The organism is Rhodococcus sp. DN22 (assembly GCF_036669995.1).
Classification (GTDB): domain Bacteria; phylum Actinomycetota; class Actinomycetes; order Mycobacteriales; family Mycobacteriaceae; genus Rhodococcus_F; species Rhodococcus_F erythropolis.
This window is the reverse complement of the sequence record NZ_CP133326.1, coordinates 4,349,901-4,372,901: the sequence shown is the minus strand read 5'-3', so window position 1 is coordinate 4,372,901 and position 23,001 is coordinate 4,349,901. Positions and strand designations below refer to the sequence as shown.

Genomic DNA, 23,001 nt, shown 5'->3' with positions numbered 1-23,001 from the left:
TCGTGACATGTCCCAGAACACCGTCGACCACACGAACCCCGTCGATCACCGCGCGGTAGTCGAATCCGTCCGTTCGGCACGGAGCTTCGAGTTGGAGCTACCGATCGTCGGTGCCATCCCTGTTCCGAGACCCGAGCAGATCGCCTACTTTGCGGTGATGGGACTGATGGTCGCCTTCGAGATCATCGAGTGGCCCGTGGCAGTCACCATTGCAGCGGGGCATCTGCTCGCAACAGAGCAGCACAATCACGTCCTCGAAGAGATCGGAGAGGCGCTCGAGGGCGTCTGACGCAGGCGCTGCCTGGACACAAATCGAGCGGCCCCGCATTTCGCGGGACCGCTCGACGTGCGGAGAAACTTACTGCGCGAGTGCGCGCTTCATGCCGCGTTCGACTGCTGCGATGATCTGCGGACGCAGTTCTGCGGCAGGGACGATCTCATCCACCGAGCCGACCTCTCGGGCCCGCTGGATGTTGTGGATCGCTTCGAATTCGGATGCCACTTCGCCGAGCTTGTCGGAGCGGACGGCGATGCGCTGAGCGTTCAGTTCTACGCGCAGATGTGCTTTCTCCGTGTCATCCTTGGCTGCTGCCAAGTCTGCCTCCAGTTGCTGCACCTTCGGGTCGTTGTTGGTGCGTGTGTTCACCTCACGGGTGAAGACCACTGCGGCGGCGGGGGCGCCGCCGAGTACCGACGCGAACGAGCCTTCGACAGCAAGAACTTCCATGTTGTCGTTGAGCGCACCGGAGAACACGACGAACGCGCCGCCGTGGTAGCGGGAGACGACGCAGAACACGATCGGTCCGTCGAAGTTGACGATGGCGCGGCCGATCTCGGCGCCGTACTCGAGCTGGATGTTGCGCAGCGACTCCGGGGAACCGTCGAAGCCGGACAGGTTGGCCAGCACCACGATCGGACGGTTGCCGCTCGCAGCATTGATCGCGCGAGCAGTCTTCTTCGACGAGTTCGGGAACAGCGTTCCCGACGTCCAAGTGTCGGGACCGTCGGCGGGGAAGTGCCCCTTACGTGGGATCGCGCGGGATTCGATGCCCACCACTGTGACCGGATGTCCGGCGAGGTGCGCGTCCAGGACGACCGAGGTGTCGGCGCCGGCCATGTCGGCCCAACGCTCGAGAACAGAGTGGTCCTGGTCGACCACCGAACGCATCACGGTGCGAATGTCGAAGGGCTTCTTGCGATCCGGGTTCTTCGCCGAGGAGAAGATGTCGCCGACCGTCTCGAAGTCGCTCGACGGGTGGGTGTGCGGGAAGCTACGCACGTCGCGATCGACGGGGTCCGTCGTCGCTGCGCGGCGCGGGAACCGTTCGCCGGGAGCGAGGTACGAGTGTGCGTAGTGACGGAACAGGATCTCGCACGCCGCAGTGAGGTCGGGGGCCCAGTACTGCGCCTGGCCGTTGGGGCCCATGACGCGGTCGTAACCACCGATACCGAAGTTGTCCTCGGCCGACACACCACCGGAGTAGTCGAGAGACTGCTTGCCGGTCAGCACCATCGCGCTGTCCGGGGTCATCACCAGAATGCCCTTGGTGTGCATCAACATGGTGGCTTCGGCGTTCCAGTAGGGCTGAGCGCCGACGTTGATGCCCGTGACGACGATGTTGATCTCGCCGCCGTTCTGGGTGAAGGTGATGATTCGGCGCAGGCCGCGGGAGACCCAGTCCATGTTCTCGGTGCCGCTCTCCATCGAGATGGTGGCACCGGAGGACAGTGCGAACCACTCGACCGGAGCGTTCAACTTCTCGGCCAGGTCGATGGCAGCGACGACGCGTGAGCATTCGGCCTCGGCGACGGTACCGAGCGCCTTGGTGGGGTCACCGAATAGCGCGACACGGGTCATTCCCTCGGGATAGCGCGGCGTCGGCGTGTTCACGAGGCCGACGACGATGCCGGCCTTGTTGAGACCGTACGGACGCTCGACAGGTGACAGGACGCCCGCTTCGTCGAAGTCGTGCTCGACGAAGGTGCCCTTGGTGCCGGTCAGGAGTGGAATCAGCTCGTACGGGTACACAGTTCCGCGTGCCCGCGAACTCTGGACCTTCTGGGCGTACGCGTCGAGGGGGAGCAGCGGTTCGGTGGGAGGTGTGGTCTTGTTGATGACCACACCGGCACCTGCGCGGTAGGAGAATCGCAGCGCAACTTCCTTGGGCGCGCCGCCCTTTCGGTCCTTGAGCCGAGTGATGAGCGTGATCTCTTCGAGCCCGGCGCCGACGGTCAGTCGGGCTGCGTTCTGAGCGATCACCGAGAAGCGCTCGCTGGGAACGTCGGCGACCGGCCACACGTAGAGCACGACGCGGTTGGCTGCGAGTCGACGCTTGTCGCCGCGCTGGGACTGCGCACGACGGATACCGTCGAGGCAGGCAGCGAGCGTGCGCTCGATGGCCGGGAGTGCAACCATCTGACCTTCGTCGTCGAGTTGCGGTGTCACGTCGCGGATTTCGGCCAGAGCGATCAGGCGCTCGTCCTTCGGATTCTCCTTGGCCGAGAGGTGGAACAGGTAGGTGTTCTCCGGAGCCGGGAGGCGCTTTCCGTTGAAGTTCTTCAGGCGCCACATGTCCAGACGCTGACCCGTGAGCGGATGCATGTCGCGGATGATGTGGTCCTCGACCAGTTCGCCGTCGACGGGGCGGAAGGTGACCCACCGGACCGGATCCCCGTTCGGGTTGCAGATGATCACCGTCGCGCGGCGAGACCGTGTGATCGTCTCGTTGCGCGAGAGTTCGGTGCGCAGCGTCTCGACGAGCGCGTCGCCGTCGGCGGGCTGATCAGGCCAGTCGAGGTAGATGTCGACTACGAGCCCGCGACCGGATGGAGCATCCTGCGCGATCGTGGCGACATCGTCGAGAGCCGTACCGAGAGCGTCGAATTCGGCCACCGTCGAGACCAGATGCAGCCCGTCGCCCTTGAGGTCGAAGTTGCCGGTTACGAAACGGCGGTCGACGTGCTCGAAAACTCGGACGTCTTCGAACGAGTGAATCTTGTAGTAGCGACGCGTGATGACCTCGAGCAGAGGGCCGCCATCGCGGTTGCCGAGGCCGATCTTTCGACCCAACAGGTCCAGGAGCGGTTCGGGAGTGGCGACGAGGTTGGCGATTCGCTCGTCGAAATCTGCAGCGTCCGGCTGCTCTTCGAGGTAGGCGAGGTTGCCGCGTACTCCGTCGTAGACGTCTTCGCGAACCTTGCGGATGCGCGGCTCGTCGAAGAACCGGAAGCGAAGGTTGCGGGCGACGTCGCCGATGACGGGGTAGCGGACCTGCGTCGCGACAATGAGTCGATCGAGAACCTCGTTGAGCTCCTGCGCCGAGCAACCGGGAGCCTTGTCGCCGACGAGCCAGCCTTCGAGAAGTGCTGCAATGACCGGGATCTGGGCTTCCATGCGCTGCAGAGCCAGGAAGAGTCGGTACACCGCTTCCTCGACGGCCTGGCGATCTTCCAGATCGGTGACGTCGTAGTGGCGAAGTGCCCGTTCGAGTCTCGTGCGGAACGACGCCGGCAAACCTTCGCGCTCGGAGTCGAGTGAGTGCAGGAAGGTGTGAAAGTGCTCGCGGGGGCTGTGGACGGATTCGTCCTTCGCGGACTCGCCCGAGGTGGGCTTGTTGCGCGAGAGTTCGCAGATGTCGGCGAAGGTGGTCAGCACAGCCAGTTCTGCCTGGACCAGTTCGCGGTCCTCGGATTCGAGTGCGCTGCGAAGTGCGTCGTATTCGGCCAGAACAGCGTTTGCGTGCTTGCCGCTGACGTCGTAGCCACTGATCATCGCGGTCAGTGCTTCCAGCTGTGCCAATGCATCTGCGCGGGTATCGGATCCGGAAGTTGCTGCGGGAAGATCGAATTGGACTCGCGGAGCCTTCTCCGTGACAGCTTCCTCACTGACCTGGTCGACGCGCAGGAGCGGTGCGCCGGCATCGACCTGGGAGTTGACGGTAGCGAGAACCTCACGCACTTTGCCCGCGTACGGAGCGCGAACCGCGGTCTCCATCTTCATGGATTCGAGCACGACCAGAGTGGATCCGGCTTCGACGTCGTCGCCGACCGCGACCGGTACTGCTACCACTACGGCGGGAGCCGGCGCGCGGACTACGCCGGCGTCGTCCTGGCTGATCTGGTGGCTGATGCCGTCGACCTCGACGAGATAGCGAGCCGGGCTCACGACGGAAACGACGTGGAAGCGGCGATCACCGATCACCAGCCGTGACTCGAAGTCACCGAGACGATCGACGTCGACCTCGATGTCTCCGGCGTCTCCGTCGACGCGGTAGCGGTGCGGGCCGATACGCCCGACGGTCAGTTTGTATGCCTGACCTTGGTAGTTGAGCTCGACGGTACGGCCGATCGCGTGATTGGCGCGTGGGCGGCCGCCACGTGCCGAGGCGAGGAAGGCCGCACGCTCGAGGGACTCCTCGGCGTCGTAAGCATCGATGGCGGTGGCGATCAGCGCGACGTCCGCGCGGCGAGTGGTGCCGGTGAGGGCGCCCGTGCGGTCGAGCCAGCCGGTATCCGCGGATGCCGAGATGACCTCGTCGCGATCGAGTAGATCGAGGAGGAACGACTTGGTGGTAGTGCCGCCGTCGAGTACGACAGTGGTTTCACGAAGGGCAGTGCGCAGACGCGCAAGTGCCTCGGAGCGGTTGCGGCCCCACGCGATGACCTTCGCGACCATCGAGTCGTAGTCGGGCGGAATCACGTCCCCGGCAGCGATGCCGGTGTCGACCCGGATGCCGGAGCCGAGCGGGAACTTGAGGAGCTGAACGGTGCCGGGTGCCGGCGCGAAATCGTTGTCGGCGTCTTCGGCGTTGAGGCGGGCTTCGACGGCGTGGCCGAATGCGGGCGGGCAGTCACCGACCAATTCGTCACCACTGGCGACCAGGATCTGCAGTTTGACGAGGTCGATTCCGGTGGTGACCTCGGTGATCGGGTGCTCGACCTGCAGGCGGGTGTTGACCTCGAGGAACGTGAAGAGCTTGTTCTCGGGCTGGTAGAGGTATTCGACCGTGCCTGCGCCCTGGTACCCGGCTGCCTTGACCAGTTCGGCGGAAACCTTCTTGAGGTGGTCCGACTGTTCTTCGGTCAGGACGGGGGAGGCGGATTCTTCGATGACCTTCTGGTTGCGACGCTGAATCGAGCAGTCGCGAACGCCCGGAGCCCAGACATTGCCGTGGTTGTCGGCGATGACCTGTACCTCGACGTGGCGTGCATCGGTGACAAGGCGTTCGAGGAAGACGACGGGGTCGCCGAAGGACCGCTCTGCTTCGCCCTGCGTGCGCTCGAGTGCAACTTCGAGTTCGTCTTCGGCCCAGACCTTGCGGATACCGCGTCCGCCGCCGCCGCTTCGGGCCTTGATGATCAGGGGATATCCGATGGACTGAGCATGACGACGAGCGTCGGCGCGCGTTTCGACCGGTCCGCCGCTCCACGGGGCGACCGGTACGCCGACCTTCTCGGCCAGGATCTTGGCGGCAACCTTGTCGCCGAGCAGGCGCATTGCGTCGGCGCTCGGGCCGATGAACGTGATGCCCAGTTTCGCGACGATCTCCGCGAAGGCGGGATCCTCGGCCACGAAGCCCCAGCCGACCCAGACTGCGTCAGCCTTGGCTGCGAGGAGTGCTCGCTCGAGTTCGGCGTAGTCGAGATACGGGCTACCGGTGCCGGTGCTGCGCAGGGTCACGCCCTCATCGGCCTGGCGGACGAACATGGCGCGGCGCTCGGCCTCGGTGTGCAGTGCAATGACGCGAATGCCGTAGTCGTGTTCGGCGTTCAGTTCGCGTACAGCCCTGATCAGCCGGACCGCGGCCTCACCTCGATTGACCACTGCGATTCGTTTGAACATTGTCACTGCCACCGTCCTTGATGAGATTCTTCGTCACGTACGTTGCGATATGAGCCGACCGTGTCCCACATACCCGGATTCCCCGGTTCGTGAACTACGCCGCGATGCGCTGTGTTTCCCCCGGTTGCGCGTCGGCAAGTGATTGCCCTTCCGGTTCGTCGAGTCCCCTGCGCTGAAGCACTGTGTGCACCGAAGCGCTGTGTGCGCTGAGACACTGTGTGCCTTGTGCGCCACCCTGCAGGCGTGGACTCAGAACCGCTCCAATCACGAATCAGCAACATATTGTGTCTGCTTCCAGGGAATCCCTGGTTTATCTAAGAATGCAGTATGTCGACGCTCATGTCACCTGGGCGAATTGAAGAATATTAGTCAACGTGAACCACGGTTACACATATGGCGTTAAATCATTGCGGTGCAATGGAATTCGGACTTGTGACACGGATCACGATGGTAATGAAATCGGCAAGAAAGTGAATACTCACTGGTAACAAAATCGCATATTCGGAGAATTCTCTGGGTTGCTCGATTATTACTGATCGGTACTACTGGCGAGTATTTTTTATGTCCGGTCGGACCGTATTCGAGAAATCGCCTTCGATGGTTGCGATGTGCTTTGCGATCGCGTCGAGTCCTGAGGGAGGGAGGTGCAATGCGTTGCCGAGAGCAAGTGAAGTCCGCTTGAAGTGCTCCACGAGTGGTTCGTATTTCGTGACCAGTCTCAGTCTGTCGGTCCCGTTCAGGTACTTCACGCTTCCCGCGTTGTCGACGAAGTCGCTGAACTTCACGAGGAACACTGCGGGATCCGCTATCGCGCGGATGACGTGATCCTGATATCCGGCGGTGGTGTTGTCGTGTGGGTAGTCGATTGGATTGGTCACTGCCTCAACAAGTTCGGAGATTCTGTGGCCGAAGCGCGAGGCAATGAGTGTGGACGCACGTTCCTGCGCTTCGGATGCGGACAAGTCGTCTGCAGTCTGGCCACCGAGGAGCGCGATGACGGCGTGTGGTCGGTCCTCGACCGTGTCGTGAAGCGCGGTTGCGCTCAGGATCTCGACATCGGAGCACCCGTACCGAAGCAGCCGCAATACATTTCGTAGGGGATGAACGATGTAGGGATCCTCGTCGGACTTGATCCCGTTCTTTCTGAACTGATCGAGGTGCGCAAGGGTCGCGACCTCCATGGCGAGCCGTAGGGTTTCACCCGAGATCGCCAGCTCGTCGACGGCGCTCTCGATGGCGAAGACCAGCGTTGCAGCGTCCATCTCCTTCAGGGGCAACTGGTCGAATGCAGACCTGATCGGGTCGGAGTTGCTCATGCCAAATAGCCTTCCGGTTGGTGAGGCGTCGCGACGAATGTCCTGGTGCAGATCTGCAATCGAGCCCTGATTGACGCCGGAAATACAGGTCGAGGTCAGAATCATCTTGATTCTATCCGGCGACTACGACAGCAAGTGTTCCTAGCGTTGTCATAGAGGTGGGCGGGGAGGTTCGTTCGCCTCCATCACAGGCAAATAGGGCAGGAAGAGGTTCGATGACCACGGAGGCGACCCTGGCGTCGTTTGTCGAGACAGTTGACACGGATGTCGGCACCCATCCGCTGGACGATCCTGTGCGACAAGGACTTCGCGGACATCATGCGCAATTCGCTCGCTGGGCAGGGAGAGTTGCGCGATACGACCCGACGGTCGCGCCGTTTGTCGGTCATCCGCCCGAGTTGGACGCCGAGGACTGGGAGAACCTACGCACACTCGTAGGTCCTGGCGGCACAGTAGGTTTGCGAGGATTTGATCACCGCCCGCCGGAAGGGTGGCGCGTTGTGGATCAGTTCGGCTCGGTGCAGATGGACGGATCCGCACTCGAAGTCTCCGTTGATCCGTCGGTCGAACTTCTCGGAACGGGCGACGTTCCCGAAATTCTGGCATTGATCGAGCGCACCAAGCCAGGACCGTTTCTTCCTCGTACCGTCGAGATGGGCAGTTACTACGGCATTCGCGTCGACGGAAGACTTGTTGCCATGGCGGGGGAGCGGTTGCACCCTCCGGGATGGACGGAAATCAGTGCGGTGTGCACTGACAGCGACTTTCGGGGTCGAGGCCTGGGTACGACGCTGATCCGTGCCGTCGCTGCCGGGATTCGCGAGCGCGGCGAGCTGCCATTTCTCCATGCAGTGCAATCGAATACGAATGCGATCAGACTCTACGAATCACTGGGGTTCGTTCTCCGGAAGAGATCCAGGTTGACTGCGGTGCAGGCGCCTGCCTGATCGAATTCTCGCCGACGCCTGTGTTTCGGGCGCTCGGCCACTAGTCTGAACAAATGACAGTCGATCAGGCGTTGGACAGTGATTTCCTCACTCTTGCCGATCCGTACCGCCGCGAGTTGCTGGCGCACTGCTATCGCATGATGGGGTCGATTCACGACGCCGAAGACCAGGTCCAGGAGACGTTCATCCGGGCTTGGCGCGGGTTTGACGGTTACAAGGGCCAGTCATCTCTCAGGACCTGGCTCTACCGCATCGCGACGAATACCTGCCTGACCGCGCTGGAGGGGAGATCGAGGCGTCCCCTCCCGACCGGCCTCGGCGCACCTAGTTCGGACCCGGCCGACGATTTGATCGAGCGCAACGAGATTGCCTGGTTGGAACCGATTGCCGATTCTGCGTTGGGCGACGTCAATGATCCGGCCGTCATGGTCGTCAATCGCGATTCGGTCAGGCTCGCCCTTGTCGCCGCTTTGCAGCACTTGTCCGCGCGCCAACGTGCGGTTCTGGTTCTACGTGACGTTCTGCAGTGGAAGGCGTCGGAAGTTGCGGAGGCGCTGGACACCACAACCACTGCGGTAAACAGCCTGCTGCAGCGGGCTCGCGCGCAGATCAATCACATCGGACCCACCGAGGACGATCTCGTGGAACCGACTACCGAGGCTGCCCGGAAGTTGCTTCGCGACTACGTGCACAGCTTCGAGAGCTACGACGTCGAGGCCATCGTCGAACTGTTCACGCGCGAAGCCATCTGGGAGATGCCTCCGTTCGAGGGTTGGTACCAGGGCCCCGAGGCAATCGGGCAACTCATCGGAACCAAATGCCCGGCCGACGGACCAGGAGCGATGCGCCTACTTCCGACCGCTGCGAACGGTCAGCCGGCGTTCGGCCTCTACATGCGCGAGCCCGATGGTGTTCACCGCGCTTTCCAGTTGCACGTTCTCGATGTCACCGAGTCCGGGATCTCGCACGTGACGTGTTTCTTCGATCTGAGTCTGTTCGCACGGTTCGGATTGCCTGCCGAGCTGTAGGGGCCCTGCCGAGTTGTAGGGGCAAGGAGTTGCGCGAGCCCCCCCAGTATGGAGGGACCCGCGCGACTGCTCGTTACTGCTGTTTGCTGTGCGTTACTGCTGGGGAACAGTCGCAGCCGGGTCCATCCACATGACCTCCCAGACGTGATTGTCGAGGTCGCGGAATGCGCGTCCGTACATGAAGCCGTGATCCTGGGGCTCCATCCACTTGCTGCCGCCGGCAGCAATCGCCGCGTCGACGAAGGTGTCGACTTCCTCCCTGCTGTCGGCCGACACACACATCAGTGCTTCACGAGCTTTCGACGTGTCGCAGATGTCGTCGGCGATGAAGTCCCCGAAACGCGGTTCGTTCAGGAACATGACGGTGGCGGAATCGCTGACGATCATCGAGACAGTGTTCTCGTCACTGAACATGTCGTTGAACTCGAAGCCGAGGCCACTGAAGAATGCACGGGTAGCGACGACGTCCTTGACCGGCATGTTGACGAAGAGAAGACGAGACATTGGGTGCTCCTTGAACTCGGTTGACTGATTACTGAACGCTTCGGTTCCTGTTGGTTCCTGCTCATACAGACCGCAGTGGGCGCAGAAAGTCATCGCGAGAAGTAAAAATTCGAGAAAAGTATCGCCTGTTAACCGGCGCCAGTGCTCTGACCTGGCGATTTGGTGTTGTGTTGATCTTCGCGTAACTTTGTCCAGGTCAGAGCGACACGGACACCGACTCCCACCTGCGAGGGTGAGTGACACGAGGTTGTACGAAGTGTCTGGCGAACACAATCCAGTTTTTCTCACGGGGTTTCGGTTTGCGTCGGTGGCCAGGTTGGGATAGGCTGGAAAAGTTGCCCCGGAGCGGCGGCCATAGGGTCGTGGTGATGGTGTGTGCGTGTTCTTTGAGAACTCAACAGTGTGTCGATGAATGTCAGTGCCAAATTTTTTTTGGTACTTCACATCCGCGAATGATCAACCGCCTCTTGGGGTTTGGTTGGTTTGTGTGTGGTGTGAGTATTTTTCGTCGGTGATTGTTCATTCTTCCGTCTGAATGGTTGCCGACACATTTTTTGCTAGTTGAGTTTTTTTGCTAGTGATTTGACTCTTTTTGTCTATGACTGATTAGCCGGCCTTCGGGTTGGTGATATCTAGAGTCTTCAACGGAGAGTTTGATCCTGGCTCAGGACGAACGCTGGCGGCGTGCTTAACACATGCAAGTCGAGCGGTAAGGCCTTTCGGGGTACACGAGCGGCGAACGGGTGAGTAACACGTGGGTGATCTGCCCTGCACTTCGGGATAAGCCTGGGAAACTGGGTCTAATACCGGATATGACCTCCTATCGCATGGTGGGTGGTGGAAAGATTTATCGGTGCAGGATGGGCCCGCGGCCTATCAGCTTGTTGGTGGGGTAATGGCCTACCAAGGCGACGACGGGTAGCCGACCTGAGAGGGTGACCGGCCACACTGGGACTGAGACACGGCCCAGACTCCTACGGGAGGCAGCAGTGGGGAATATTGCACAATGGGCGAAAGCCTGATGCAGCGACGCCGCGTGAGGGATGACGGCCTTCGGGTTGTAAACCTCTTTCAGCAGGGACGAAGCGCAAGTGACGGTACCTGCAGAAGAAGCACCGGCTAACTACGTGCCAGCAGCCGCGGTAATACGTAGGGTGCAAGCGTTGTCCGGAATTACTGGGCGTAAAGAGTTCGTAGGCGGTTTGTCGCGTCGTTTGTGAAAACCAGCAGCTCAACTGCTGGCTTGCAGGCGATACGGGCAGACTTGAGTACTGCAGGGGAGACTGGAATTCCTGGTGTAGCGGTGAAATGCGCAGATATCAGGAGGAACACCGGTGGCGAAGGCGGGTCTCTGGGCAGTAACTGACGCTGAGGAACGAAAGCGTGGGTAGCGAACAGGATTAGATACCCTGGTAGTCCACGCCGTAAACGGTGGGCGCTAGGTGTGGGTTCCTTCCACGGAATCCGTGCCGTAGCTAACGCATTAAGCGCCCCGCCTGGGGAGTACGGCCGCAAGGCTAAAACTCAAAGGAATTGACGGGGGCCCGCACAAGCGGCGGAGCATGTGGATTAATTCGATGCAACGCGAAGAACCTTACCTGGGTTTGACATATACCGGAAAGCTGCAGAGATGTGGCCCCCCTTGTGGTCGGTATACAGGTGGTGCATGGCTGTCGTCAGCTCGTGTCGTGAGATGTTGGGTTAAGTCCCGCAACGAGCGCAACCCCTATCTTATGTTGCCAGCACGTTATGGTGGGGACTCGTAAGAGACTGCCGGGGTCAACTCGGAGGAAGGTGGGGACGACGTCAAGTCATCATGCCCCTTATGTCCAGGGCTTCACACATGCTACAATGGCCAGTACAGAGGGCTGCGAGACCGTGAGGTGGAGCGAATCCCTTAAAGCTGGTCTCAGTTCGGATCGGGGTCTGCAACTCGACCCCGTGAAGTCGGAGTCGCTAGTAATCGCAGATCAGCAACGCTGCGGTGAATACGTTCCCGGGCCTTGTACACACCGCCCGTCACGTCATGAAAGTCGGTAACACCCGAAGCCGGTGGCTTAACCCCTTGTGGGAGGGAGCCGTCGAAGGTGGGATCGGCGATTGGGACGAAGTCGTAACAAGGTAGCCGTACCGGAAGGTGCGGCTGGATCACCTCCTTTCTAAGGAGCTTCTCCAATGTCAGGGTTCACACAGGTGAATTACTGGTTGGCAGAGACCGTTTCGGACACGATGTTGTCCGGCGGTTGCTCATGGGTGGATCGCTGACAAACTTGATTGTCGTACGGTTTCTCCTCTGTGGGAAACCGACGAACAATATATCGACATACTGTTGGGTCCTGAGAGAACACGCGAGTGTTTCCTCGAAGGAAGTAACGACAACACTGGAATGTGGGTCATACCGCGGAGTTGCATTGATTTCGGTCAGTGTTTTCTTCGGCTGGTGCTCACGGGAGTTCTGGGGTTGTGTGTTGTTTGAGAACTGCACAGTGGACGCGAGCATCTTTGTTGTAAGTAATGAAGAGCGTACGGTGGATGCCTTGGCACCAGGAGCCGATGAAGGACGTAGGAGGCTGCGATAAGCCTCGGGGAGCTGTCAACCGAGCTGTGATCCGAGGATGTCCGAATGGGGAAACCCAGCACGAGTGATGTCGTGTTACCCGCGCCTGAATATATAGGGCGTGTGGAGGGAACGTGGGGAAGTGAAACATCTCAGTACCCACAGGAAGAGAAAACAACCGTGATTCCGTGAGTAGTGGCGAGCGAAAGCGGAAGAGGCTAAACCATGGGTGTGTGATAGCCGGCAGGTGTTGCATTCGTGGGGTTGTGGGGTTCATTTTGTCAATACTGCCGTGTTGGCCAACAGTAAGAAATCACAGGGTTAGTGGAAGTGGTCTGGAACGGCCTGTCGTAGAGGGTGAGAATCCCGTACACGAAAACTTTGTGACTGTTGTAATGGAAACCCAAGTAGCACCGGGCCCGTGAAATCTGGTGTGAATCTGTCGGGACCACCCGATAAGCCTGAATACTCCCTGGTGACCGATAGCGGACTAGTACCGTGAGGGAAAGGTGAAAAGTACCCCGGGAGGGGAGTGAAATAGTACCTGAAACCGTGCGCTTACAATCCGTCAGAGCCTTCGAGCAGTTTACTGCTGGGGGTGATGGCGTGCCTTTTGAAGAATGAGCCTGCGAGTTAGTGGCATGTCGCGAGGTTAACCCGTGTGGGGTAGCCGTAGCGAAAGCGAGTCCGAATAGGGCGATCGTAGTGGCATGCTCTAGACCCGAAGCGGAGTGATCTACCCATGGCCAGGTTGAAGCGACGGTAAGACGTCGTGGAGGACCGAACCCACTTAGGTTGAAAACTGAGGGGATGAGTTGTGGGTAGGGGTGAAAGGCCAATCAAACTCCGTGATAGCTGGTTCTCCCCGAAATGCATTTAGGTGCAGCGTCGCGTGTTTCTCACCGGAGGTAGAGCTACTGGATGGTCTAGGGGGCCCACAAGCTTACCGAAATCAGCCAAACTCCGAATGCCGGTGAGTGAGAGCGCGGCAGTGAGACTGCGGGCGATAAGGTTCGTAGTCGAGAGGGAAACAGCCCAGATCGCCAGCTAAGGTCCCTAAGCGTGTACTAAGTGGAAAAGGATGTGGGGTCGCGAAGACAACCAGGAGGTTGGCTTAGAAGCAGCCACCCTTGAAAGAGTGCGTAATAGCTCACTGGTCAAGTGATCCTGCGCCGACAATGTAGCGGGGCTCAAGTACACCACCGAAGCTGCGGCATTCACGCAATAGCCCCCCTTCACTCTGCGGAGTGTTGGGCAGGTGTGTGGATGGGTAGGGGAGCGTCGTGTGGCCATGGAAGCGGCAGGGTGACCTAGCCGTGGAGGCCACACGAGTGAGAATGCAGGCATGAGTAGCGAAAGACGAGTGAGAAACTCGTCCGCCGAATGACCAAGGGTTCCTGGGCCAGGTTAATCCGCCCAGGGTGAGTCGGGACCTAAGACGAGGCCGACAGGCGTAGCCGATGGACAACGGGTTGATATTCCCGTACCCGTGTGAACGCGCCCATGGTGAATCAGTGATACTAACCATCCTGAAGCCACGAGAAGACCTTCGGGTCTCGAGTTGGTGGATGCATGGGACCTGATCTGGTAGTAGCCAAGCGATGGGGTGACGCAGGAAGGTAGCTGAGCCAGTCAGTGGTAATACTGGTGTAAGCGTGTAGGGCGTGACCTAGGCAAATCCGGGTCGCACATAGCCTGAGACGTGATGCGTAGCCGATTGAGGCGAATTCAGTGATCCTATGCTGCCGAGAAAAGCCTCTAGCGAGCTTTCACACGGCCCGTACCCCAAACCGACACAGGTGGTCAGGTAGAGAATACTAAGGCGATCGAGATAACTATGGTTAAGGAACTCGGCAAAATGCCCCCGTAACTTCGGGAGAAGGGGGGCCCTGTCTGGTGACGACATTTACTGTCTGAGCTGGGTGGGGCCGCAGAGACCAGTGAGAAGCGACTGTTTACTAAAAACACAGGTCCGTGCGAAGTCGTAAGACGATGTATACGGACTGACGCCTGCCCGGTGCTGGAAGGTTAAGAGGACCGGTTAGTTCTTCGGAGCGAAGCTGAGAATTTAAGCCCCAGTAAACGGCGGTGGTAACTATAACCATCCTAAGGTAGCGAAATTCCTTGTCGGGTAAGTTCCGACCTGCACGAATGGCGTAACGACTTCTCAGCTGTCTCAACCGTAGACTCGGCGAAATTGCATTACGAGTAAAGATGCTCGTTACGCGCGGCAGGACGAAAAGACCCCGGGACCTTCACTACAGCTTGGTATTGGTGTTCGGTTCGGTTTGTGTAGGATAGGTGGGAGACTGTGAAACGGTGACGCAAGTTATCGTGGAGTCGTTGTTGAAATACCACTCTGATCGAATTGGACCTCTAACCTCGGACCATGATCTGGTTCAGGGACAGTGCCTGGTGGGTAGTTTAACTGGGGCGGTTGCCTCCCAAAATGTAACGGAGGCGCCCAAAGGTTCCCTCAGCCTGGTTGGCAATCAGGTGTCGAGTGCAAGTGCACAAGGGAGCTTGACTGTGAGACTGACAGGTCGAGCAGGGACGAAAGTCGGGACTAGTGATCCGGCACCGGCAAGTGGAAGCGGTGTCGCTCAACGGATAAAAGGTACCCCGGGGATAACAGGCTGATCTTCCCCAAGAGTCCATATCGACGGGATGGTTTGGCACCTCGATGTCGGCTCGTCGCATCCTGGGGCTGGAGTAGGTCCCAAGGGTTGGGCTGTTCGCCCATTAAAGCGGCACGCGAGCTGGGTTTAGAACGTCGTGAGACAGTTCGGTCTCTATCCGCCGCGCGCGTTAGAAACTTGAGGAAGGCTGTCCCTAGTACGAGAGGACCGGGACGGACGAACCTCTGGTGTGCCAGTTGTTCCGCCAGGAGCACCGCTGGTTAGCTACGTTCGGAAGGGATAACCGCTGAAAGCATCTAAGCGGGAAGCCTGTTCCAAGATGAGGTTTCTCACCCCCTCGAGGGGGTAAGGCCCCCGGCAGACCACCGGGTTGATAGGCCAGAACTGGAAGTGCAGTAATGCATGCAGGTGACTGGTACTAATAGGCCGAGGACTTACCACAAAGAAGCTACGCGTCCACTGTGCGGTATCTGAAACAACACACAGATACTGATGAGAAACCCTGTTTTCTCCATCCCCCAACACCAGAAACTGGTGTTGACGGGTGGTGAAACCAGGTGATCAGAAGAAGGTTACTGTGACAGTTTCATAGAGTTACGGCGGTCATAGCGAAGGGGAAACGCCCGGTCCCATTCCGAACCCGGAAGCTAAGCCCTTCAGCGCCGATGGTACTGCACTCGACAGGGTGTGGGAGAGTAGGACACCGCCGAACACAACTTGAGAAGCCCCCCAACCAGTGATGGTTGGGGGGCTTTCTCGTACCCAAAACACCCCGAAACATCCCGTCGCCGGCACCCCCCGACTTCGAGCGAACGGCACTGTCGTCGCCTCAGATCGACCGAACGTACCGTTCGCACCATCAAGGGCGGACACGCCGCCGACTCACCACCCCGTCCGGGATCGAGTGAACGACACGCTCACCCTCTTAGGCGAGGGGAACGGTACGTTCACACCATCAGGGCAGGGATTGGGCGAGGACGATGCCGTCGCCGACGCACATAGCGACTTGTTAGCCAAGGTATAGATTGTGAACCGTCTCATAAGTCCGAAGTACTCTCCGATTTTGTGCCTTCGTCCCTAGCACTTTGGCCTAGGCTGAGTCTCATGGTGGGGTTGAGCAGCTCGAGGGTGTCGCATTTGCGACTCGTTCCGACGGAACCTGAAGAACTGCAAAGGTTTGTACTAGAAGCTGGCGGAGGGCGTGGGGGCATTCAGATTGCGCGATCGTTGCGTTCGAAGAGGCGCGCGGTACCGGCGCAATACGCGATACGTATCAGTGTCGACAATGTTTCCACTCAGATCTGGCGACGAATCCTCGTCGCGTCGGATCTGAATCTGGATGACCTGCATTCGGTGGTTCAACGGGCAATGGGGTGGAGTGACCGTCAATCGCACGCGTGGTCCAAGTCCGGCAGCCGATTTCCCGGCGAGGTCGAAGAGTACGTAGCTTCCGGAAGCAACGCCGAGCAGCGTCGCGCCGGCCGAGCGGCGATCGTAGAGTCCGCGGTACGCCTGGACGAGGTCATGGTCTCGCCTGGCGATGAAATCAGTTATCGCTACGGACGCTTCGGGAACTGGCGCCACACGCTGACACTTGAATCTTCCGAAGTACTGCCCGACGGGTTCCAAGTTGTGTGTGCCGCGGGTCGCGGTGCTTGTCCGCCGGAGGAATGCGTCGGACCTGACGAGTACGAGCAGCTCCTCGGTGTTCTCGCTTCGGAGAAGCTGCGCTCCCATGAATGGACCCTCGAATGGCCACAAACTGATTTCGAGCCGACACGATTCGAGATCGCTGAGGTCAATAATCGACTGCATAGTCCTAGACCGGACGAGATCGCTGCGTCGTACGACATTGCGAAGCTCGTCGAATGCCTGGGACCCTCGCGAGTCCCGGAACTGCACGCGGTCCTCGCCCGAGCAGGCATTGACGATCAGTCGGCAATCGGGGAGTTGGTCCACGTCGAGGCGGGCCAACGCATTCAAGCGGTTCTGGCTCTGATCGGTGTCGAAGGGATCGGTGCCGATGATTTCTTCACGACGGTCGACGCGATGCTCGACGAACCTGAACTGGGACCTGTAAACCTTCCACAAGGGCGATCACTCTTCGCAGTGCTCAAGAAGTTCGGCCTGGTGCGAAAGCACAAAGGGCAGATTGTTCTGACGAAGCGGGGACAGTCGGCAGAGCGGGACGCGTCAATGACGTGGTCGGTGATCGTCGAGGGAGTTCCGGTTGCGCCCGGCGGCTCGCAGAGAGCGGTGGAACTCCTTGTCCTCCTTGCCGTAGCCGCCGGCATGTCGCCGGCGGATCGTCATCGTTTCGTCGCGGGAGCGCTGGAGTCGATTCGGTCGTCGAGCATCCTGATGGCTGGGGCTCAGACTCCCAGACGTGACACGTCAGGGAGCACCGTAGAGGTGCTCGGATTGATCGGCGCTACGGGGTACGAGCTGGGGAAGTTCGGCAGCAAAGCGGACTCGCCCTGGGCTGTTCACCTCGCGAGGGCGATCTTGCGGCGTTAACTCGCGCGTCGACGCAGACAACCGAAACGGGGTTCGATCCGGCAATGCCGAATCGAACCCCGTTTCGTGTACCGATAGAGATCAGATGTTCACGCCGTAGTCGCGGGCGATTCCGGCCAGTCCCGATGCGTATCCCTGTCCGACTGCACGGAACTTCCATTCGCCATTGTGGCGGTAGAGCTCACCGAAAAGCATGGCTGTCTCGGTGGATGCATCTTCGGAGAGGTCGTAGCGTGCCAGTTCGGAGCCGTTCGACAGATCTACGACGCGGATGTAGGCGTTGGTGACCTGTCCGAAGGACTGGAGTCGCGCATCGGCGTCGTGAATCGAGACGGGGAAGAAGATGTTGGTGACGTTGGGCGGTACAGCCGGGAGGTCGACGTTGATGACCTCGTCGTCGCCGTCACCTTCACCGGTGAGGTTGTCGCCGGTGTGCTCGATGGATCCGTCGGGCGAGCGAAGGTTGTTGTAGAAGACGAAGTGAAGGTCGGAAAGGACCTTGCGTTCCGGGCCGGTGACCAACGCGCTGGCGTCGAGGTCGAAGTCGGCACCACTGGTGCTGCGTGCATCCCAGCCGAGACCGACTGCGACCTTGGTCAGATTGGGTGCGGCCTTCGACAGAGATACGTTGCCGCCCTTGGCAAGTGTGACGCCCATTCAGGTTCCTCTCGTTCGAACGAAGTGGATTTCTTCGTTCGGGAGTTCTGTGTTGTCCGTTCGCGACTCACATTACCGTGAGCGGGTAGGTGCGGTTCGACCGAATAGGCACCTCACTCGAACAGCGCGCGAAGATCCTCGGCGTCGAGTCCGGTGCCCAGTGTGCCTTCGGCGTCCATGACATTCGAGAACAATGCCGACTTCTTGGCTTTGAGCGCCATGACCTTCTCTTCGATGGTGTCTTTGGCAATGAGGCGGTAGACCATGACGTTTCGTGTCTGCCCGATGCGGTGAGTACGGTCGACCGCTTGTGCCTCGGCGGCCGGGTTCCACCAGGGGTCGAGAATGAAGCAGTAGTCGGCCTCGGTGAGATTGAGGCCGAAGCCACCAGCCTTGAGGCTGATCAGGAAGACGGGGACTGCACCAGACTTGAACTCCTCCAACACTTCACCGCGATTGCGCGTCGAACCGTCGAGATAGCTGTACGGAATTCTTTCCTCGTCGAGTCGGTTGCGGACAGAACCGAGGAACCCGGTGAATTGGCTGAAGATCAACGCACGGTGTCCGCCGGCAATGACGTCGTCCAATTGCTCGACGAGAGCGTCGACCTTGGCCGATGGGACGGGTCCGCTTTCCTCGTCGACCAGCGAGACGTCGAGACTGAGTTGGCGTAGCAGCGTCAGCGATTGCAGGATCGTGAATCGGTTCTTGTCGACGTCGTCGAGCAGTCCGAGAATCTTCTGCCGTTCGCGTTGCAGGTGGGTGTCGTATATCGCGCGATGGCTCGGATGCAACTCGATCTCGAGTACCTGCTCCTGCTTGGGCGGCAAGTCCGCAGCCACCTGTTCCTTGGTGCGCCGCACCATCAGCGGTTTGACGCGTCGTCGCAGTTGCGCCAATCGTTCTGCATTACCGTCTTTTTCGATGGGAGTGCGGTAGACGTCGGTGAAGGTCGTGGGGCTGGGAAACAGTCCTGGTGCAGTGATTGCGAGGAGCGACCACAACTCCATGAGATTGTTTTCCATGGGTGTACCGGTGATCGCGAGTTTGAACGGTGCGTTCACCGCCCTCGCGCACTGGTGGACCTTGGACTTGTGGTTCTTGGCGAATTGGGCTTCGTCGAGCACCAGTCCGGACCAGCGGCCGGCGGAATACGCATCGGTGTCGAGGCGAAAGAGAGCGTACGACGTCACGACGATATCCGCCCCGTCGACGAGTGTTGCCAGGTCGGTTCTTCTGCGCCGCAGAGTATCCGTGATGACAGCGGTGTGGAGGGTCGGTGCGAACTTCGCCACTTCGGACTTCCAGTTGGAGACCACGCTGGTGGGAGCGACGATCAGAAAGGGAGGCGCGGCCGGATTCGATTGCCTTGCAGCGCAGATCATTGCGAGGGTCTGCAGGGTCTTGCCCAGGCCCATGTCGTCGGCGAGTATGCCGCCCAAGTTGTGCAGTCGGAGGAAATTGAGCCAACGGAATCCGTCGACCTGATAGGGACGTAGCGTTGCCGTCAACGTGTCCGGGACTTCGACGGGATCGATGCCCGAACTGCCGAGCAATCCTGCGATCTGCTTCTTCCAAGCTGCTGCTTGATGTTCGACCCTTCCGAGCGCCGTCAATTCTTCCCACAGTCCGGCCTGAAATTTGCTGATCCCGAGTTTGCCGGTAGGCCGATCGAGTAGCGACCGCGCTTCGGTGATGAGACGGTGCAGGCCGAGTAGTTCAGGTGCGTCGAGCCGAAAGAAGGCGCCGTCCGGTAGCAGTATGTGAGTCTCGCCCTTGCTCAGAGCAGAGAACAGTGTTGTGAACGGAACGCTTTGTCCCGCAACATCGACGGTGACATCGAGGTCGAACCAGTCGGATCCGCTGTCCCCGTCGGGGGCTGATGTGCTGAGGCCGATCACGACAGCGTCGTCTGCAGGCCGGTAGTCGGCGGGGGTTCCTGCAACCGTGAGGTCGATGGCGTCGTGCGCTTCGAGTTGGGGCAGGAGGTCGAGTGTGAACTGCATGGAATCGAGGCCGGTCAAAGTTCCCGCGAGAGTGGCCTTCGCCGCGGCCGCACCGAGGCTCTTGGCAATGGCATCTTCGGCAACGTGGTTGCGGATCTCGGACTCGTCGGTGGTTGTGTCTGCGGTAGAAATGATCAGTTCGTCGGCATCGACGGTGTACTTCCATGCCGATTCGATGTCGATGCGGTGGTTGTCCGCGTAAGTGGCCATCAGTTGTAGCCGAGGACCGGACACAGTCGGTGGGTTGTAAGCACCGTCGGAAGATATGACGGGAGCGAGGTTTCCGAGTTTGAACACGAACCGCGACGTGAATGCATCCCGATGCTCGGCGGGTATGTCGACCGATTTTCCGGAGTCGATCAACTGCCTCAATTGGTGAGTTATCGGCGTGTGCAGTGGTGCGAGAGTGATCGCGTTGGCGGCGTCGAGCGCGAAGACACCATGTGCCGGTGTACCGACAAGTCCCCAGTCGGAATGGGTGATGATGTGCCCATCGGTCTGAATTCGGGGAGTGAGACGGAGGTTGTTGTCTTCCGCTCCGTGGACGTCGAGGCAGATGTTGGCGTCGTCGAGTAGGGAGATGTTGCCGAGGCCGGCCTTCGAGTGAACGAGTGAAACGCCGACGCTGATCGCCTCATCAAGAAGCGACCAGAGTTGCGGGCTCGGAAACCCGGCAAGATCGATCTCCGCTGCATTCTGATTTCGGTAATGGTTGCCGGCGCTGTGGAGGAGATGAATGTCGCGTAGAACCCGGATGTGGTCGGCAGGGAACTGAAAAGTGCTTCCGAGTTTGTTCCAGGCGAGTCCGCCGGAGATCCACCCTCTCGCTCCTGGTTGCACTGGTTTGACGAGGAGCCGTGTCGATGCGCCTTTGGTTCGCGCGATGAATTGAATGCCGAGTCCGGGAGTTGTGCGGCCGTCGGGGTCTGGTCGGAGCAACTCCTCGAGCGCGCTGTCCCATCCGAGGTGTTGTGGAGTCTTGTTCGCCTCGGCCACCGCTGCGAGCACCAACGCGACTACGTGCTTGCAGTTCATCCGCACGGGACACGTGCAGAGGCCACGCGTGAACGTTGCTTTACCGGCCGCGCTGCGACTTACCGAAATCGTGCAGGTGTACGGCTCTCGCGCAGTTCCCGATACAGCGCCGGTCAAGGTGTCAGCGGTGTCGTTCCATGCGATGGATTCGACTGCATTCTGCCGCAGGTAGGTAAGTCCGCGTTCGTAGGTGGTTGTGCCCACGACAGCGCGAATTCGGTCGAGGTCGAGGGCCCTGACTGAATCCGGTTGCACGGGGCCAGCCTAGTAGCGGTGACCGACAGATCTTGTCGTGGTCGTTTGTCCAAGAAAGTCCGAACTGCACGGTATGTTCACGGAAACATCTTTGACTGGTTTGGGAGTTTCATGAGGACTGAGCGGCGTGCGTGGATCCGATCTGCGCGCACAGGTGCGGTGTGTTTGGCCGTCTGTGCACTTTCTTTGCAGTTGGGCGGACTGTCGACGGCAGCGCCGAGTTCCGGGAGCTCGGGAAGCTCGGGAAGTCTGGGCAGCGTCGAGGGCAGCGTGAGTTCGGGGTCGACGATCCCAGGACCGCTTCAGGAGGATCCGGGCCCCAAGCCGGAGCTGCGCGACGACATCGTCGTCCCGGCCATCGTCGGCGAGAAGGTGACCGCACCGCAGGCTGTCAGGCTGACGGTGGCGTCGCCTGCACTTCGACGCGAGGTCGGCGTCGAGATCTTGCTACCCGCTGACAATTCGGTTCCGCGCCCAGCGCTGTACATGCTCGAGGGTGTCGACGCCGGAGAGAAAAGCAGCGGATGGATGACGATCGGCGGCGCCCCGGCGTTCTTCGCCGACAAGAACGTCAACGTCGTGATGCTCAATGGCGGAATCGCGAGCCTGTACTCGGACTGGGAGAATCCGGATCCGCGGCTGGGACTGCACAAGTGGGAAACCTTCATCACCGAGGAGTTGCCACCGCTGATCGACGCGCGACTCGAGACCAACGGAATCAACGCGATTGCCGGCAATTCCATGGGCGCGATGGGCGCAATGATGCTCGCCCAACGCTTTCCGGACATGTACCGCGGCGTTGCCGTATTCAGCGGCTGCTATTCCACGATGGATCCGCTCGGCCGAACTGCCGTCCAGGCCACGATATCGTCTCGAAGCGGAGATCCGGCCAACATCTGGGGTGTGCCAGGGGGACCGGAGTGGGAGGCACACGATTCGTTGATCAACGCAGAGAAGTTGCGTGGCAAGGAAATCTACGTGTCGACTGCAAACGGTCGTCCCGGATCTGACGAGACGCTGCAGACTCCTGAACTGCTCGAGCGTCTGGTGATCGGCGGCGGCATCGAGGTTGCCGCCCACGCCTGCACCAAGATGTTCGACGCTCGGTTGCAGGAGCTGAAGATTCCGGCGCAGGTGGATTACGAGCCGAACGGCACGCACGCGTGGGCGTATTGGCGTGAACGACTGCCGAAGGCGTGGCCGACTCTGTCCCGGGCATTGGGCGTCTGACGGTTCGACAACAGTGCTCGGGTTGTGGATGCACCACAACCCGAGCGTTGGATCACTCGCAGGCGATGCCGTCGTTGTCCCGGTCGAGATGCGGGGCGTATCCGTTCTGGCCCCGGTACAACGGAGCTGCGCCGGCATTACGAACGGCTGTGCAGTTCTGGTAGTACCGCGCTGGTGCGGGAGTGTTCTGCGGCGCCGGCTGGTTCTGGGGCGCTTGCGGAGCGGGCGGCGCCGGCGGTGCGAAGACCGGGGGAAGGAACGGCTGGACTGCGTCGGCAGAGCCAGTCGGAATCATGCGTGCGATCTCGATCGGTAGGAAATCGAAAACCGTGGATGCCTGAGCGGCGGGTGCGGCAACCAGAGTGATTGCGGCGCAACCTGCGACGCTGAATGCCAGACGGCGGAGCTTCATGTGACCTCGTGTTCAACTGGGCAGCCCTTCCACTTCTGAGGGCTGTGCCGGCTGAG

General features: G+C 60.1%; 11 protein-coding genes and 3 rRNA genes. 8 read left to right on the top strand and 6 right to left on the bottom strand.

The window, feature by feature from the left end:
* The first annotated feature begins 7 nt into the window (after positions 1-7).
* On the top strand, positions 8-289 hold the full coding sequence (locus RA302_RS19785; RefSeq protein ID WP_030536904.1) for a hypothetical protein: 282 nt from the start codon (positions 8-10) through the stop codon (positions 287-289).
* Positions 290-358: 69 nt separating this feature from the next.
* Here the strand turns inward: RA302_RS19785 and RA302_RS19780 are convergent, their stop codons facing one another.
* Complete coding sequence (locus RA302_RS19780; protein ID WP_030536903.1) at positions 359-5,842, bottom strand: carboxyl transferase domain-containing protein; 5,484 nt, start codon at positions 5,840-5,842, stop codon at positions 359-361.
* 542 nt (positions 5,843-6,384) lie between these two features.
* Entirely contained in the window at positions 6,385-7,158 is a 774-nt protein-coding gene (locus RA302_RS19775) for a hypothetical protein (protein WP_338477661.1), read from the bottom strand.
* A 215-nt stretch (positions 7,159-7,373) separates the two neighbouring features.
* Here RA302_RS19775 and RA302_RS19770 point away from each other — a divergent pair, with 215 nt between their 5' ends.
* Together RA302_RS19770 and RA302_RS19765 are read left to right on the top strand one after the other, a co-directional pair.
* Positions 7,374-8,105, top strand: coding sequence for a GNAT family N-acetyltransferase (locus RA302_RS19770; protein ID WP_070161784.1), 732 nt, complete (start codon positions 7,374-7,376; stop codon positions 8,103-8,105).
* Between the two features lie 53 nt (positions 8,106-8,158).
* Positions 8,159-9,133 carry a sigma-70 family RNA polymerase sigma factor gene (locus RA302_RS19765; protein WP_003945115.1) on the top strand — a complete coding sequence of 325 codons (975 nt, stop codon included), beginning with the start codon at positions 8,159-8,161 and terminating at the stop codon, positions 9,131-9,133.
* Between the two features lie 93 nt (positions 9,134-9,226).
* Here the strand turns inward: RA302_RS19765 and RA302_RS19760 are convergent, their stop codons facing one another.
* Entirely contained in the window at positions 9,227-9,637 is a 411-nt protein-coding gene (locus tag RA302_RS19760; RefSeq protein ID WP_042923411.1) for a VOC family protein, read from the bottom strand.
* Between the two features lie 641 nt (positions 9,638-10,278).
* Between RA302_RS19760 and RA302_RS19755 the strand changes: the two genes are divergently transcribed.
* The 4 genes from RA302_RS19755 to RA302_RS19740 all read left to right on the top strand — a co-directional run bounded on the left by RA302_RS19755 (position 10,279) and on the right by RA302_RS19740 (position 17,350).
* Positions 10,279-11,796 (top strand): 16S ribosomal RNA (locus RA302_RS19755).
* Positions 11,797-12,142: 346 nt separating this feature from the next.
* Positions 12,143-15,275, top strand: a 23S ribosomal RNA gene (locus RA302_RS19750).
* A 153-nt stretch (positions 15,276-15,428) separates the two neighbouring features.
* A 5S ribosomal RNA gene (rrf, locus tag RA302_RS19745) occupies positions 15,429-15,545 on the top strand.
* The 16S, 23S and 5S rRNA genes sit together here, the layout of an rRNA operon.
* Positions 15,546-16,060: 515 nt before the next feature.
* On the top strand, positions 16,061-17,350 hold the full coding sequence (locus RA302_RS19740; RefSeq protein WP_235808487.1) for a plasmid pRiA4b ORF-3 family protein: 1,290 nt from the start codon (positions 16,061-16,063) through the stop codon (positions 17,348-17,350).
* Positions 17,351-17,431: 81 nt separating this feature from the next.
* On the opposite strand, the gene RA302_RS19735 is transcribed toward RA302_RS19740, so the two are convergent.
* Positions 17,432-18,007: a TerD family protein gene (locus tag RA302_RS19735; RefSeq protein WP_003940660.1), complete on the bottom strand. Its 576-nt coding sequence runs from the start codon at positions 18,005-18,007 to the stop codon at positions 17,432-17,434.
* A gap of 113 nt (positions 18,008-18,120) precedes the next feature.
* Positions 18,121-21,303 (bottom strand): DEAD/DEAH box helicase, encoded by a 3,183-nt coding sequence (locus RA302_RS19730; protein ID WP_338477648.1) that lies wholly within the window; start codon positions 21,301-21,303, stop codon positions 18,121-18,123.
* 111 nt (positions 21,304-21,414) lie between these two features.
* Here RA302_RS19730 and RA302_RS19725 point away from each other — a divergent pair, with 111 nt between their 5' ends.
* Positions 21,415-22,533 (top strand): alpha/beta hydrolase family protein, encoded by a 1,119-nt coding sequence (locus tag RA302_RS19725; protein ID WP_125051585.1) that lies wholly within the window; start codon positions 21,415-21,417, stop codon positions 22,531-22,533.
* Positions 22,534-22,585: 52 nt separating this feature from the next.
* Here RA302_RS19725 and RA302_RS19720 read toward each other — a convergent pair whose 3' ends face one another.
* Positions 22,586-22,945, bottom strand: coding sequence for an excalibur calcium-binding domain-containing protein (locus tag RA302_RS19720; RefSeq protein ID WP_003940648.1), 360 nt, complete (start codon positions 22,943-22,945; stop codon positions 22,586-22,588).
* Positions 22,946-23,001: the final 56 nt, after the last annotated feature.

Excerpts from the sequence above, each read along its gene's own strand:
- RA302_RS19785 (WP_030536904.1), top strand. The coding sequence starts at position 8 with ATGTCCCAGAACACCGTCGACCACACGAACCCCGTCGATCACCGCGCG.
- RA302_RS19780 (WP_030536903.1), bottom strand. The coding sequence starts at position 5,842 with ATGTTCAAACGAATCGCAGTGGTCAATCGAGGTGAGGCCGCGGTCCGG.
- RA302_RS19775 (WP_338477661.1), bottom strand. The coding sequence starts at position 7,158 with ATGAGCAACTCCGACCCGATCAGGTCTGCATTCGACCAGTTGCCCCTG.
- RA302_RS19770 (WP_070161784.1), top strand. The coding sequence starts at position 7,374 with ATGACCACGGAGGCGACCCTGGCGTCGTTTGTCGAGACAGTTGACACG.
- RA302_RS19765 (WP_003945115.1), top strand. The coding sequence starts at position 8,159 with ATGACAGTCGATCAGGCGTTGGACAGTGATTTCCTCACTCTTGCCGAT.
- RA302_RS19760 (WP_042923411.1), bottom strand. The coding sequence starts at position 9,637 with ATGTCTCGTCTTCTCTTCGTCAACATGCCGGTCAAGGACGTCGTCGCT.
- RA302_RS19735 (WP_003940660.1), bottom strand. The coding sequence starts at position 18,007 with ATGGGCGTCACACTTGCCAAGGGCGGCAACGTATCTCTGTCGAAGGCC.
- RA302_RS19725 (WP_125051585.1), top strand. The coding sequence starts at position 21,415 with ATGAGGACTGAGCGGCGTGCGTGGATCCGATCTGCGCGCACAGGTGCG.
- RA302_RS19720 (WP_003940648.1), bottom strand. The coding sequence starts at position 22,945 with ATGAAGCTCCGCCGTCTGGCATTCAGCGTCGCAGGTTGCGCCGCAATC.